The organism is Mesorhizobium sp. B2-6-2 (genome assembly GCF_006440615.1).
GTDB lineage: Bacteria > Pseudomonadota > Alphaproteobacteria > Rhizobiales > Rhizobiaceae > Mesorhizobium.
Genome location: NZ_VFUG01000015.1, coordinates 59,274 through 72,922, shown reverse-complemented (window position 1 = coordinate 72,922; position 13,649 = coordinate 59,274). Strand labels below are relative to the sequence as shown.

The window sequence follows — 13,649 nt, the reverse complement described above, 5'->3', positions numbered from 1 at the left end:
CTTTGCTGTCTCGCGGCACTTACACCAAAGTTGCTCGCTTCAGAAGGTTTGAACGCTTGGCACGCTTGCCGCGAGATCGGCGGCCGGTTATCGACTGACGGCTAGTTCGGCAATTGCGCAACACGTCCCGTGTCAGGATGGCTATCCATGAAGCTGATCGTTGTTACTCCGGCCGGACGTGAGAAATATCTTGGCGTACTTAGCCACTATGTCCTGAAGAGCTCTCATGTGCACGAATGGCATCTGTGGGACAACTGCCGCAACGAGCAGGATCGAGCCTATCTCAGGCAATTGGCGAGCGCCGATTCGCGAATTAAAATCAAGACGTTGCCCGAGGCCAACGGAAAAAACGACGCCATCGGACGTTTTTTCCGTTTCTGCGACGATCCGGATGCTTTCTATCTGAGGCTGGACGATGACATCGTGTTTCTCGAGGACGGTTTTTTCGAAAAGTACGTGGAACGGGTGCTGACCGAGCGGGGCTCGGCCCTTTGGTATGCGCCGCTCATCATCAACAACGCCATCTGCAACACTTTCATCAAATACCTCTCCGCGGTTCAGATCGAAGGGCCGCTGACCTGCCAGGCGATGTGCCCATTCTCCTGGTCTTATCCGACGTTCCCGATCGCGATGCATCCGGTGCTGATCGAAGCGGTGCGCACCGGCCGGCTGGGCGATTTCAGAGTGCCCGATCGCGAAGTCAAGGCATCGCGTTTTTCCATCAATGCGATCGGCTTTTTCGGGTCGGAGATTGTCGAACTGGGCGACCTTTTTCACCCGCTGGGAGATGAAGAAGAGTGGTTTTCCGCCGTCCTTCCCGTCAAGCTCGGACGGCCGGGCAAGGTTTTCGGCGATCTGATCGCGGCGCACTTTTCCTTCTACCCGCAAGAGAAGGCGCTTCTGGGCACGACGATCCTCGAGGATTATTACGATCTCGCCGGACTGCCGGCGCCTGTCTACAAGAAGACGGTGGTGCGGTTGAAGGACCGGTTGAGGCCCTGGAAGAAGAACCGCAATGGAACGCCGCCGAAATATACGATCACGCTCCTGAAGGATCGGGCGGATCCAAAACGGTGAGACGGCAGCGTCGAAAGATGCTTGTTCCCAGTCGGGACCGTATCGTCGCCCTCGGTGTTCTTCATCTCTGCAAGTGGCACCCGGCCTTGCGCTTGCCCGCGACATATTCGTCGATGAGTTGCCGGTAGCGCACCTTGCCGAAGCTTGGGAAATGGCCGCCATGCACGACCGAGACGTCGAGGTCGCGCATGGCAAGCAGCGTTGCGACATAGTCATCGATGTCGGAGTGATAGACGTCGTCGATCAGCGGCCCGTCATAAACGATGTCGCCGGACAGCAGGATGCCCGTCTTTCTCTCATAAAGCGCGATGCCGCCCGGCGAGTGTCCAGGTGTGTGGATGACCTCGAAGGCGCGGTCGCCGAGGTCGACGACATCGCCATGCTCGAGCAGCCGGGCCGCCGGCGCGGGCAGGATGCGGTAGCGCGCCGTATCCCAGCCTTGCGGCACGCCGTCGAACATCGCCTCATTGGCGTAGCGGTCCGCCACCGTCCATTCGTTGCGCGGATCGGCAAGGATTGCCGCTTCGGCGGAATGCACGCAGCGGTCCGGGAATTCGTGGTGGCAGCCGATATGGTCGAAATGCGTGTGGCTGGCCACGCAGGTAAGCTTGCGCTCGCTGACCATCGGCACGTGGCGCCTGAGGCTGAAGTGGCCGAGGCCGGTGTCGAACAACAGGTCGCGGTCGCGCCCGCGAACATGCCAGATGTTGCAGCGGAAGAACGGTTTTATCCACGGCTCATGGATGAGCGTGACGTCGTCGCCCATGCGGATGGTTTCGTACCAGTCCGGAGCCTCGATGACCGGAAGCGTGCTCATGGATCAGTCCGCCAGCAGGATGATGTCTTGAGCGTTGCATGAAACCGAGATCGTGTCGCCTGCCTGAATGGTAGCGGAAGCGGGCGCCTTGGCGATGAATTGTAGCGCGGGATCGAGCGTTGAAGTCGCCAACACGCGTTTGAAACTGCCCTGGAAGACGACGTCGCCGATCTTGGCCGTGCCGAGCGCTACGTCGCCTTTCGCTTCGCCGAGAACAATGTGCTCGGGCCGGATGGCGAGCGCGACCCTGGCGCCGGCAGGCGTAGCACCTGGCAGTGAAATCGGCCCCACCGCCGTCGAGGCCGTGACGGTCCCGTTCCTCGTCTCGGTCACGGTGCCGGCAAGGATCGTGCTCTCGCCCATGAAGGTGGCTGAAAAGCGCGTCGCCGGCCGCGCATAGACCCGCTCGGGCGTGCCTTCGTCCTCGATGCGGCCATCATTCATCACCACGCAATGGTCGGCCAGCGCCATTGCTTCCTCCTGATCGTGCGTGACATGGATGAAGGCGGTGCCGACGCGCTTCTGGATTGCTTTCAGCTCGTCCTGCATCTGCCGGCGCAGTTTCAGGTCCAGCGCGCCGAGCGGTTCATCGAGCAAAAGCACCGCCGGCTCGATGACGAGCGCCCGGGCAAGCGCCACGCGCTGCCGCTGGCCGCCGGAGAGCTGATGCGGCTTCTTGTCGAAGGACGTCGCCAGCCCGACGAGCGCCAGCGCCTCGCGCGCCTTGGCTGCCCGGGTCGCGCCATCGACGCCCTGCATGCGCAGCCCGAAGCCGACATTGCCGCCGACGCTCATATGCGGGAACAAGGCATAGTCCTGGAACACCGTCGTTGTCGGGCGTTTGGCCGGCGGCACGACAGTGCAATCCGCGCCGCGGATGAAGACCTTGCCTTCGCTAGGCGTGACGAAGCCGCCGAGGATCGAAAGCAGCGTCGTCTTGCCGGAACCCGAAGGCCCGAGCAGGATCGTGTAGCTGCCGGGCTCGATCGCCAGCGAGACGTTCTTCAGCACCGATAGCTGGCCGAAGCGATGCGAGACATTGCGGATATCGACCAAGGGCGCGCTCATGCCGGCTTTCTCCGCAACAGCGTCAGCTCGAAAAACACCACCAGGGCGATGGAGACGGCAAAGACCAGCGAGCCGACGGCATTGGTCTTGGGATTGAGGCCGGAACGCAGCAGGTTCCAGATTTCCACCGGCAGCGTCGTCTCGAAGCGGGTGAGCAGGAAGGAGATGACGAATTCGTCCCAGGAGAAGGTCATCGACAGGAAGAAACTGGCGAAGATCGCCGGCGCCATGACCGGCACGGTGATCATGAGCAGCACTTTCCATTCGGCGGCGCCGAGGTCGCGCGCGGCGCGCTCGATGTTGATCTGGTGGTCGCCCATCTGGCTGTAGATGATGGCGAAGCAGAGCGGCAGGTTGATCACGACATGGCCGATGCCGGCCGCCAGCAGCGATTTCGGCACGCCGGCCCAGTTGAACAGCACCAGAAGGCCCATGCCGATGATGAGATAGCTGACGGTCAGCGGCAGCGTGATCAGGCCGCGCAGGATGGCCGAACCCGGCAGCACGAAGCGCGCGAACCCCCAGGCGGAGAGGAATCCGAGCGTGACGGAGGCAAGCGAGGAGAGCACCGCGACGAGCAGCGAATTGAGGAGCGCCGAGGTGAGCCGCGCATCCGACAGCACTGCCTGGTACCAGCGCAGCGACGGGCCGGTGAAGGGCGGGATCGGGAAGGAGGTCGCCTGCAGCGAGAACAGCACCAGCACGACCACCGGCAGGAAGATGAAGCCGTATATCGCGATGGCGTAGACCCAGGCGGCGAGGCGGATGGCGGCGCGCATGATCAGGCCCGCTCGATCTTCAGCCAGCGGGCGCAGGCGAGATAGGCGATGGTCACCACAGCCATCAGGATGATCGACAGCGCCGAAGCCAGCGGAAAATCGCCGCGGCGGCCGATCTGCATCATGACGAGCTGCGGCATGACCAGCTCGTTGTTGCCGCCGAGGATCTGCGGTGTGATGTAGTCGCCGATGCAGAGCACGAAGGTGAGGAAGGCGCCGACCATGATGCCGGGCAAGGTGAGCGGCAGCACGACATGCAGGAAGGTGCGTACCGGCCCGGCGCCGAGATCGGCGGCAGCCTTGCGGTAGCTCGGGCTGAGCTGTTTCAGATTGGCGAAGATCGTCAGCGTCAACAGCATGACGAAGAAATGCACGAAGCCGGTGACGGTCGCGAAACGCGTGTTGGCGAGCTGCAGCGGCTCGCCGATCAGGCCGATGCCGGTCAGCGCCCGGTTGATGACACCGTTCTGCGCCAGCACCAGCAGCCAGGAATAGGAGCGCACGACATAGGAGGTCCAGAACGGCAGAACCGCCAGCATCAGCGCCAGCCGTTGCCAGTGTTCCGGCACCATCTCGGCAAGAATCCAGGCAAAGGGATAGGCAAGCAGGATCGAGATCACAGTGACGATCGCCGTCACCTCCAGCGAGTTCACCATCGCCCGCCAGTAGGACGCGTCGGTGAAGAACTGGCTGTAATTGGCCAAAGTGAAGCCGCCGCCGTCATGCGCCGTGAGGCTGGAAAGCCCCATGGCGATGAAGGGCAGCACGAAGAACAGAAGCGTCCACGCCAGCGCCGGCGTGACCAGCGCCCAGGGCAGGGCACGCGACTTGTTTCCCGCTGATGTCATCGGCCGGTTTACTGCGCCTGCAGCATCTCGGTCCACATGTCCTGCATCTTCTTGTCGAGATCGGCGTTCGGCGCCGGATAGGCCTGGGCGCGGGCGAGGAAGCCGGGCTGCTCGTCGAAGCGCAGGATCTTCTTCTGCTCGTCGCTCAGCGCCGCCTTCTTGTTCGAAGGCATGCCCCAATAGCAGGAGGAGGTGGCAAGCCGCGCCTGGCCCTCGGGGCTCATGATGTATTGGATGAATTTCAGCGCCATGTCCTTGTTCTTGGAATCCTTGAACATGGCGAGCGACTGCGACCACAGCACAGCACCCTCCTTCGGAATCGAGAAGTCGAGCGCCGGGTTCTCCTTGGCGAGCCCAGCCGTCACCCATTCGCCGCCGCCGACCAAGATATCAACCTCGCCGGTGGCAAGAGCGGTCTGGCTGGCTGTGACCTCGCCGACCAGCTTGGCATTGGCCTTCATCTTGAGCAGCTCGGCCTTGAGGGCAGGAAGGTCGGCCTCGGTGAGGTCGGCCGTCTTCTTGCCGATGGCCAGAGCGGCCATGCCGATCACCGGCAGGTAATAGTCGTAGATCGCGACCTTGCCCTTGTATTTGTCGCTGGTGAGGGAGGCCAGCGACTGCATGTCGGCCGGATCGACCTTGGTCTTGTTGAAGCCGATCGTGTTATAGCCGAACTTTTCGGTGATGCCGTAGCGCTTGCCGTCGACGACGGTCGACTTGTCCATCTTCACTTCCGGGAACAGGTCGGCGAAGGGCAGCTTGTCCTCCGGCAGCGGCTCGAACAGGCCTTTCTCGACGCCGCGCGGCACGTCGATGCTATCGATCACCATCACATCCCAGTCGCCGGGCTGCGACTGGTCGACGATCGCCAGCCCCGCGCCGGTGCCTTCGAATTCCTTGACGTTGACCTTGACGTTGTTGGCTTCCTCGAAGGGCTGCAGCAGCGCCGGATCGGAATGATCGCACCAGATCAGCGCGTTGAGATCGGCGGCCTGTGCGGCACTGGCTGCGAGCAGCAACGCGGCTGTCGCCCAGGCGGCTGCGAGATGAGACTTCAGGGTGAAATGCGGAGTCCGGGTGGTGACGGTCATCGAGTGTTCTCCCTGCCTTGCTGGCTTGTTGGAAGAAAAGTTGAGCCAATTCTAAAATTGAGTCAATTATGATTTTGTGGCAGAGAGGCCGATATGAGCGGATTGCGCGAACGGCAGAAGGCGGACCGGCACAGGCGCATCATCGATGCGGCGACGGAGTTGTTCCGCGAGGCCGGCTATGAAGGCGCCAAGATCGAGGCGATCGCAGCGCAAGCCGAGGTCTCGATCGGCACCATCTACAACTACTACCAGAATAAGGGCGACATCCTCGGCGCCATCGTGTCGATGGAGGTCAATGAGGTGCTGAATGCCGGGCGAGGGGTGGTGGCCAGCCCGCCCGCCAATGTCGGCGACGCGCTGGACACGCTGATCGGCATCTATATCGAGCACTCGCTGAATTATCTCAGCAAGGAGATGTGGCGCCAGGCGATGGCGATCTCGACGCAACTGCCCGACAGCCCCTTCGGCCAGGCCTACACCGCCCTCGACCGGGAACTGACCAGGCAGATTAGCGCGCTGATAGTCCGCCTGCAGGAGATCGGGCTTGTGCGCTCGGATATAGACGGGCTGGCAGTGGGCGAGCTGATCTTCAACAACATGAACATGATGTTCATCGAGTTCGTAAAGCGCGACGAGGCGAAGATACCGGAACTGCGCGCGGCGATACGAAGGCAGAACAAGGTGCTGGTGGTGGCGATTGGGGTATGAGGATGTAGAGGAGGCAAACGCTATTCCTCACTGACGCGGCGTCCCGCGCAGAGCCATTCCTTGTAACAGGAGCTTTCGTCGATTGGCGCATGGCGGTTGCGGACGGAGAACCGGGTCGAGCATTGCGACTCACTCGTCGGTTATGCCGAGAGCAAGAAGGTCCTTCCGAAGGCCCTCAAGGATTTTCGGGTCACGATATGGATCTATGAGAACGGCGCTGACGGTTACGCCGGGCTTGGCTGCCAGGCATTGCATGACTGCATCGGCAGCGAGAGCGACATCGCCCTCCCGCAAATGGCAAACTGCCAGATACGCGTATGACCAGAATGAGTAGGAGTTGAGGTTGCGGTAGGACTTGATTGCCTCCGAATAGCGCCCGAGAACCAAAAGAATCTGCCCACGCACGTCCCAAAACCAATCGTAAGTCAGCGGATCACGGGCAACGCATGCGTCAAGATCGGACAACCCCGCCGCGTGCTGACCGATATAGCTGCGGCACAAACCGCGGATTGCTCGAACCCAGATGTCATTGGGATTGAGGCTGACGCCCTGTTCCAGATGGGCAAGAGCCTCGTCGAGTTGGCCCAGGAACATGAGCGGGTGAGCGACCGCCTTGTGGCACCACGCCTGTTGCGGTCCGAGTTTGAGAGCGCTGCGGCCATAAACCAGAGCCGCCTCGAGTAATTCACGATTGAGCGGATTCGCATCGAGCAGCCATCTTGTCGATAGTACAATCGCCATCATGGCACGAATCGACGCGACGTTCGGGTCGAGCTCGATCGCCCTGACGAGATAGGGCTCCGCTTCCAGGATTGTGTCATAGCGAACGAAGCGAACACGCGCCTGCAGGTACAGTTCGTAGGCATCAAGTTGAGTGATCGGAACACGCCGTATTTTCTTTACGCTTGAAATCCGGATCGTTCCCACCACGATCGTGGCAACACTTCTGGCAATCTCGTCCTGAAGATCGAAAATGTCGACGAGTTCCCGATCGAATCGATCCGCCCATATTTGATTGTCAGACCGTGCATCTATGAGTTGGGCCGAAATCCGCACCCGGTTGCCGGCACGGCGAACGCTTCCTTGAACAAGGTAGTCGGCTGACAACTGCTTCGCTAGGGTCGAGGTGTCGGCAGCCCTGCCCTTGAAGGTGAAGGATGAATTGCGGGCAATGACGTGAAGTTCACCAAATCGGCCCAGTTCGGTAATTATATCCTCTGTAATCCCGTCACTGAAATAGTCCTGATCAGAATCGCCGCTCATGTTCTCGAAGGGAAGAATAGCAATTACCGGGCTATGGCTTGGGGTACTGTCACCGGCTTGCATCATCGAAGCCTCGTCAAGGACGCGGCGCAATTGCTGAAGTTGGTCGCCCGGCTCCACGCTCAACTCGCGCTTCAGCAACAGCTTACATGCCTCATACTGCTTGATAGCAAGGGCTGTCTGGCCCATGGAGACATGGGCCTGAACCAAGGCAATGTGTGACTGTTCGCGTAGGGGTTCGAGGGCCACCAGCCGCGCGGCCGCCGCGACGCGCTCGCTACCGCTCACCGATGCTGCCAGGGACTCGAACACACGAATTGCTCGGGCCAACAAGTCGGCGCGGACGTCGCGCAGCCAGTCTTCTAAGACATTGTCAGTCGAACCCAGGCCGTCAAGGAACGGTCCGGCATACAGATCGGCCGCTTGGCGGAGCCCGGGTGCATCGCGGCTTGCGGAGGCGGCGATGAACTCGGTTACGTCGACCGAAATGTGCCTTGGATTGAGTGCGACGCGATCTCCGATCAGAACCAGAGTGTCAGCTTCCAGATCGCAAAAATCCTTGCGGATAGAAGCCAGGGCCTGCCGCAAGCTGTTTCTGGCCTGCTCCTCCCCTCGATCACCCCATAAGAGCCCGGCGAGCTTTTGGCGGGTCGCCTCTTGGTTGGGCGCCAAGGCGAGGACGCCCAGAAGCGCGCGATTCTTCCTGGCGGGCACCTCAAGCCTCGTTCCCTCCCGAGACGTGAGGCGAAACCCGCCCAGCAGATCGAGCCGCGCCAAGCTCATCGCGATTTGCTCTGAATTTCGATTTCTTTCGCGGTTTTCACGCGGCTTTTCACAGCCACCTCACGCCGTTCGTTCGACGTTGCCCTTCGATGACTAAACAACATCTGAGCGGGAAACTCCAATGTCCGTCGAACTGGAGGTTCTGAAAACGGCGAACAACGTTCGCACAGCCGATTGCGCGAGACTGCCGGGAGCCGATTTCGGTCGATTTTGCTGCAAGTTGCCAATGGCTTACGCAACTGCCATCTGGGCGGCCTACAGCGTTGCGATTGGTTTCAGCTCAAGCACCTGTCGCCTCGACGAGGACGTTGGCGAGCATTGATCCTTGACAGACGACAGGAAAGAAAAACGCGTGATATATCTGGTGCCCCCGGCAGGGATCGAACCCGCGACCTTCGGTTTACAAAACCGCTGCTCTACCAGCTGAGCTACAAGGGCACGGCGCTCCGGTAGCACATTTGGTGCGCCAGTAAAGACAAAACTCCGTTTTGGGTTGCCAATGGATGCCGTGGCTTGGCCCGGGATGCTGAAAAGCGGAGCGCCGCTTCCTACATCTTTCTCGGGTGCAATCGCATCGAACGAGGTGCCGCATGATCAGATTCGTCATCATCCTGCCGCTCATCGTCGTGACCTGGCTTCTGCTGGTGAAGGTCATCAGCGATCTGAAGAAGGCCAACATCGACTGGACCGGCGTCGCCACCTTCGTCGGCTTCATCGTGCTGGCCTTCTGGCTGAGGCATGTCACGGGGATGGGATGAAGTGAGCGAGTAGCGAATAGTGAGTAGCGAATAGGGGATTTGCATTCAGCATATCCCCGCTTTCCCTACTCGCTATTATTCGCTCAATCTCGGCGAAAAAAATCACGAAAATACTTCGAACCTTTTTCCGGGCCGCAGCGACAGACGATCAAGAGGCGGATGGTTCGCCTCTCCACCGAAACAGGAGATCGTCATGTTCAAGCGCACCATCGTTTCCGGCCTCATCGCCACCACCGTCGCCGCCGGCTCGCTCGTCGGCACGGTTCAGCCTTCGGCCGCCCACGACCATCATCACCGCCGCGAGCTCGGCATCGGCATCGCCGCCGGCGTCGGCGGTTTCGTTCTCGGCAGCCTGCTCGCCCAGCAGCAGCCCCGCACCGTCTATGTCGAGGACGACGGCTACGACTCGATCCACGTCCGCCGCTGCTACGCCCGCTACGCCAGCTACGACGAGCGCACCGACACCTATATGAGCTACGACGGCCCGCGCTATTGCAGGCTCTAGGAGGGAGCTGAACAAACGGCTGGAAAGAGGGGCTGCGCGCAGCCCCTTTTCTTGCGTTGAGCATTGCGCATCCGCCTGATTGATTTGAAGCGGACGATGTTCCGCCTCCAGCAATTCAGGAATTGGGCTTCAGCTCCGGCATTGCCAATCCCGCCGCCTTGCAGGCGCCGATGACTGAAACGTCATTTATCGCAACGAGTTCAAAACTATTTCCGGCATCGGGATAGATCTTGCCGACGAAAGGCTCGATGCCGCCGGGAGAGCCCTTGTCGTCCACATAGCCGCACGCCACGATCTCGTGGCGGCCGTTCAACGTGCGTTCTCCGGCGAGCATCGTTCCGAATTTCGCAGCGATGGGGTTCTTCAAATGCTGGCGGACGCCGGCGGTGATGATCTCCTCCAGGGCCAGCGAGATCGGAATGGGATCGACCAGTGGGTTGCCGATGGGGTTGCCGCTGGTCGCGGGCGGCGGCGGTGCCGCCGCCATGCATCCGCAAAGTGAGGCGGCGGATAGGAGGTAAAGTGTTTTCCGCATCCGCGCCCTTTCGCATGCATTCCGACGGCGCGGCAAGACGGTCAAGCCCGGCGTCCGGACTGGCTATTGTCTGTCGGTCTTGCCGAGCACCAACGATGTACAGCGATTTTGCAAGCGTTTAGTCTGGCTTTGACGGCATCGAGGGGAGGGTCACTTGAACAATCAGGATCCCAAGGAAGAACGGGTGGAACCGGTTTTCCGCAACGGCACCATCACCATCGTCGGCATCCTGCTGGCGTTCTCGCTAGGCTTTATCACCCATTGGGCGGCCAACCCGATCCCATGGCAGACCTACCATCTGATTGCCGTCCTGCCGATTCTGGTCGGCATTGCGCTGCAGATCCGGGCGCTGGCCATTCTGCTCGACATCAAATCCCTGCAGCGAAGCATTCATGACCGCGCCAGTCGGATATTCCTCGCCGGCCTCATTTTCGCGGCCTGTGGCGTTGGGCTGGCGATCCTGCTGGATTTCTTCGACATATCGGCAAAGAGCGCATTGCCAGGCGCGTCCTAGAGCAATTCCAGGAAAAGTGTGAGCGGTTTTCCGTCCGGAATTGCGTTAAAACAAAGAGCTAGAGCGGTTCGCCGTTTCCATGAAACGAAACGCTCTAGTAGGCTTTCACGCCGCCGATCATCTTCGTCACTTCGACCGCGGCGTCGCGCACCAGCGGACCGATCTCGGCCAGCCGCTCGGGCGTGACCCGCACCGTCGGTCCGGACACCGAAACGCCGCCGAGCGGCTCGCCGAACTCGTTGAAGATGGCGGCGGCCACGCAGCGCATGCCGGGGTGGCGCTCCTCGTCGTCGACCGACCAGCCGCGATGCTTGATAACGGCCAGATCATGGGCAAGCGCCGAAATGTCGGAAAGCGTCTTGTCGGTGTAGCGCTGCAGGCCCGCCTTGCGCAGGATAGCGGCGACCCGTTCGGGCTCGAGATGCGCCAGCACCGCCTTGCCGATGCCGGAAGCATGGAACGGGCTGCGCGTGCCCGGCCGGAAGAAGGCCCGGATCGCTTGGTGCGTCTCGACCTGGCTGACGAAGACGACGCAATCGTCCTCGGCGACGCCGAGATTGGCCGTCTCGCCGGTCTTCTCCATCAGTTCCTGCATGACGATGCGGGCGCGGTCGACCAGCTTGCGGCGACGCAGGAAGGCAGCGCCCATGCGGTAGGTCTCGACGCCGACCGACCAGAGCTGATCGGTCGTATCGAACTCGACCATGCCGTGGTTTTCCAGCGTCGTCAGCATGCGATAGGCGGTCGAGGCGGCAATGCCGCTTTGCGCCGCGATCTCGCTCAGCGACAAGCCGCTGGCCTCGGCGACGATGGCCAGGATCCGCAGCGCCCGGTCGAGCGACTGCACCGAGGCCGCTTCGGATGGGCCATTGAAGGCGCGCGGCCGGCCGCGCTGGCGTTTTTCCGTGGTTTCCATACCGGCCATTCTCGCCGATTTGACATCGCATGCAATGAAAAAGTTTTTTAGTGACGGCCATGAGCGATTTTTTGGAAAAGGAAAAGTGAAGCGAAATCAGCCGATAACACCGGTTTTCTAGAAATGAAAAAATATTCTGAAAAAATTGAAAAATCGAACGCACACTGGCATCCTCAAAGCCACCCAATGAAATGGAGGCTTGTCATGGCCAGGATGCGCGCTGTCGACGCTGCGGTTCTCGTTCTCGAAAAGGAAGGCATCACCAATGCCTTCGGCGTTCCGGGCGCGGCGATCAACCCGCTCTATTCGGCGTTGAAGGCGCGCGGCACCATCCGCCATGTGCTGGCGCGCCATGTCGAAGGCGCCTCGCACATGGCCGAAGGCTATACGCGGGCCAAGGCCGGCAATATCGGGCTCTGCATCGGCACTTCCGGTCCGGCCGGCACCGACATGATTACCGGCCTCTATTCGGCCTCGGCGGATTCGATTCCGATCTTATGCATAACTGGTCAAGCTCCCCGCGCGCGCCTCAACAAGGAGGATTTCCAGGCCGTCGACATCGCTTCGATCGCAGCACCGGTCGCCAAATGGGCGGTCACCGTCATGGAGCCCTATCTGGTGCCGATGACGCTGCAGAAGGCCTTCCATCTGATGCGCTCCTCGCGGCCCGGGCCGGTTCTGGTCGACCTGCCGGTCGACGTGCAGCTTGCCGAGATCGAATTCGACATCGACGCCTATGAGCCGCTCGCTCCTTTCAAGCCGGCGATAACGCGTGCGCAGGCCGAGAAGGCGCTGGCGATGCTCAACGAGGCTGAAAAGCCGCTGATCGTCGCCGGCGGCGGCATCATCAACGCCGACGCTTCCGATCTTTTGATCGAGTTCGCCGAAGTCACCGGCGTGCCGGTCATCCCGACCTTGATGGGCTGGGGCGCGATCCCCGACGACCACCGGCTGATGGCCGGCATGTGCGGCCTGCAGACATCGCACCGCTACGGCAATGCGACGATGCTTGAAGCCGATTTCGTGATCGGCATCGGCAACCGCTGGGCCAACCGCCATACCGGTTCGGTCGACGTCTACACCAAGGGGAAAAAATTCATCCATGTCGACATCGAGCCGACCCAAATCGGCCGCGTCTTCGCGCCGGATCTAGGCCTCGTCTCGGATGCGGGTGCCGCGCTAAAGATCCTGCTCGACGTCGCCACCGAATGGCGCACCGCCGGCAAGCTGCGCGACTGGTCGGGTTGGGCCAAGGAATGTCAGCAGCGCAAGAAGACCATGAAGCGCAAGACGCACTTCGAGCAGGTGCCGCTGAAGCCGCAGCGCGTCTATGAGGAGATGAACAAGGCGTTTGCCCGCGACACCACCTATGTCACCACGATCGGCCTGTCGCAGATCGCCGGCGCGCAGTTCCTGCATGTCTACAAACCGCGCAACTGGATCAATTGCGGCCAGGCCGGCCCGCTCGGCTGGACGCTGCCGGCGGCACTCGGCGTGCGCGCCGCGGATCCGGATCGCGACATCGTCGCGCTTTCCGGCGACTATGATTTCCAGTTCATGATCGAGGAGCTGGCCGTCGGCGCCCAGCATAAGCTGCCCTACATCCACGTCGTCGTGAACAACGCCTATCTCGGCCTCATCCGCCAGGCGCAGCGCGGCTTCTCGATGGACTATGAGGTGACCCTCGCCTTCGAGAACGTCAATCGTGCCGGCGATCCGGAGGCGGGCTACGGCGTCGACCATGTCGCGGTCGCCGAGGCGATGGGCTGCAAGGCGGTCCGCGTGAGGAAGCCCGAGGAATTCGCCGGCGCCTTCAAGGAGGCGCAGCGGCTGATGAAGGAGCACCAGGTTCCGGTCGTGCTGGAATTCATCCTCGAGCGCGTCACCAACATTTCCATGGGCACGGAAATCGACAAGGTCACCGAATTCGAGGAGCTTGCCGAGCGTAATGAGGATGCGCCGACGGCCATCATGATGTTGGATTGAG

The 13,649-nt window shown here is 61.1% G+C and carries 15 protein-coding genes and 1 tRNA gene; 7 read left to right on the top strand and 9 right to left on the bottom strand.

All coding sequences use genetic code 11. The features are described 5' to 3' along the window. Positions 1-147: 147 nt before the first annotated feature. Positions 148-1,077 carry a glycosyltransferase gene (locus FJ419_RS23835; protein ID WP_140698787.1) on the top strand — a complete coding sequence of 310 codons (930 nt, stop codon included), beginning with the start codon at positions 148-150 and terminating at the stop codon, positions 1,075-1,077. A 61-nt stretch (positions 1,078-1,138) separates the two neighbouring features. Here the strand turns inward: FJ419_RS23835 and FJ419_RS23830 are convergent, their stop codons facing one another. Genes FJ419_RS23830 through FJ419_RS23810 form a run of 5 tightly spaced genes read right to left on the bottom strand, consistent with a single transcriptional unit; the run spans position 1,139 to position 5,680 of the window. Beyond that, positions 1,139-1,894, bottom strand: a complete 756-nt coding sequence (locus FJ419_RS23830; RefSeq protein ID WP_140698784.1) for an MBL fold metallo-hydrolase — start codon at positions 1,892-1,894, stop codon at positions 1,139-1,141. A 3-nt stretch (positions 1,895-1,897) separates the two neighbouring features. After that, complete coding sequence (locus FJ419_RS23825; RefSeq protein ID WP_140698781.1) at positions 1,898-2,962, bottom strand: ABC transporter ATP-binding protein; 1,065 nt, start codon at positions 2,960-2,962, stop codon at positions 1,898-1,900. After that, positions 2,959-3,741, bottom strand: coding sequence for an ABC transporter permease (locus FJ419_RS23820; RefSeq protein WP_140698778.1), 783 nt, complete (start codon positions 3,739-3,741; stop codon positions 2,959-2,961). Before FJ419_RS23820 ends, FJ419_RS23825 begins: the two co-directional genes overlap by 4 nt. Positions 3,742-3,743: 2 nt before the next feature. Continuing rightward, positions 3,744-4,589 carry an ABC transporter permease gene (locus tag FJ419_RS23815; RefSeq protein WP_140698775.1) on the bottom strand — a complete coding sequence of 282 codons (846 nt, stop codon included), beginning with the start codon at positions 4,587-4,589 and terminating at the stop codon, positions 3,744-3,746. An 8-nt stretch (positions 4,590-4,597) separates the two neighbouring features. Beyond that, positions 4,598-5,680 carry a spermidine/putrescine ABC transporter substrate-binding protein gene (locus tag FJ419_RS23810; protein WP_140698772.1) on the bottom strand — a complete coding sequence of 361 codons (1,083 nt, stop codon included), beginning with the start codon at positions 5,678-5,680 and terminating at the stop codon, positions 4,598-4,600. A 93-nt stretch (positions 5,681-5,773) separates the two neighbouring features. Between FJ419_RS23810 and FJ419_RS23805 the strand changes: the two genes are divergently transcribed. Next, positions 5,774-6,388, top strand: a complete 615-nt coding sequence (locus FJ419_RS23805) for a TetR/AcrR family transcriptional regulator (RefSeq protein ID WP_140698769.1) — start codon at positions 5,774-5,776, stop codon at positions 6,386-6,388. Between the two features lie 129 nt (positions 6,389-6,517). Here the strand turns inward: FJ419_RS23805 and FJ419_RS23800 are convergent, their stop codons facing one another. Beyond that, the gene (locus FJ419_RS23800) at positions 6,518-8,434 is read right to left on the bottom strand and encodes a BTAD domain-containing putative transcriptional regulator (protein ID WP_140698766.1); all 1,917 of its coding nucleotides are present in this window, start codon (positions 8,432-8,434) and stop codon (positions 6,518-6,520) included. 121 nt (positions 8,435-8,555) lie between these two features. Here FJ419_RS23800 and FJ419_RS23795 point away from each other — a divergent pair, with 121 nt between their 5' ends. After that, on the top strand, positions 8,556-8,756 hold the full coding sequence (locus FJ419_RS23795) for a hypothetical protein (protein WP_140698763.1): 201 nt from the start codon (positions 8,556-8,558) through the stop codon (positions 8,754-8,756). A 40-nt stretch (positions 8,757-8,796) separates the two neighbouring features. Here FJ419_RS23795 and FJ419_RS23790 read toward each other — a convergent pair. Then, a tRNA-Thr gene (locus tag FJ419_RS23790) sits at positions 8,797-8,872 on the bottom strand. 152 nt (positions 8,873-9,024) lie between these two features. Here FJ419_RS23790 and FJ419_RS23785 point away from each other — a divergent pair. After that, positions 9,025-9,192: a hypothetical protein gene (locus tag FJ419_RS23785; RefSeq protein ID WP_140698760.1), complete on the top strand. Its 168-nt coding sequence runs from the start codon at positions 9,025-9,027 to the stop codon at positions 9,190-9,192. Between the two features lie 193 nt (positions 9,193-9,385). Then, on the top strand, positions 9,386-9,697 hold the full coding sequence (locus tag FJ419_RS23780; RefSeq protein ID WP_140546392.1) for a BA14K family protein: 312 nt from the start codon (positions 9,386-9,388) through the stop codon (positions 9,695-9,697). A gap of 115 nt (positions 9,698-9,812) precedes the next feature. Here the strand turns inward: FJ419_RS23780 and FJ419_RS23775 are convergent, their stop codons facing one another. Continuing rightward, positions 9,813-10,184: a hypothetical protein gene (locus tag FJ419_RS23775; RefSeq protein ID WP_246679323.1), complete on the bottom strand. Its 372-nt coding sequence runs from the start codon at positions 10,182-10,184 to the stop codon at positions 9,813-9,815. 202 nt (positions 10,185-10,386) lie between these two features. Between FJ419_RS23775 and FJ419_RS23770 the strand changes: the two genes are divergently transcribed. Then, positions 10,387-10,746 carry a hypothetical protein gene (locus FJ419_RS23770; protein WP_140698757.1) on the top strand — a complete coding sequence of 120 codons (360 nt, stop codon included), beginning with the start codon at positions 10,387-10,389 and terminating at the stop codon, positions 10,744-10,746. A gap of 94 nt (positions 10,747-10,840) precedes the next feature. Here the strand turns inward: FJ419_RS23770 and bhcR are convergent, their stop codons facing one another. Continuing rightward, positions 10,841-11,662, bottom strand: a complete 822-nt coding sequence (bhcR, locus tag FJ419_RS23765) for an HTH-type transcriptional regulator BhcR (RefSeq protein WP_140698754.1) — start codon at positions 11,660-11,662, stop codon at positions 10,841-10,843. Between the two features lie 204 nt (positions 11,663-11,866). Here bhcR and gcl point away from each other — a divergent pair, with 204 nt between their 5' ends. Continuing rightward, positions 11,867-13,648 (top strand): glyoxylate carboligase, encoded by a 1,782-nt coding sequence (gcl, locus tag FJ419_RS23760; RefSeq protein ID WP_140698751.1) that lies wholly within the window; start codon positions 11,867-11,869, stop codon positions 13,646-13,648. The last annotated feature ends 1 nt before the right edge of the window (position 13,649 follow it).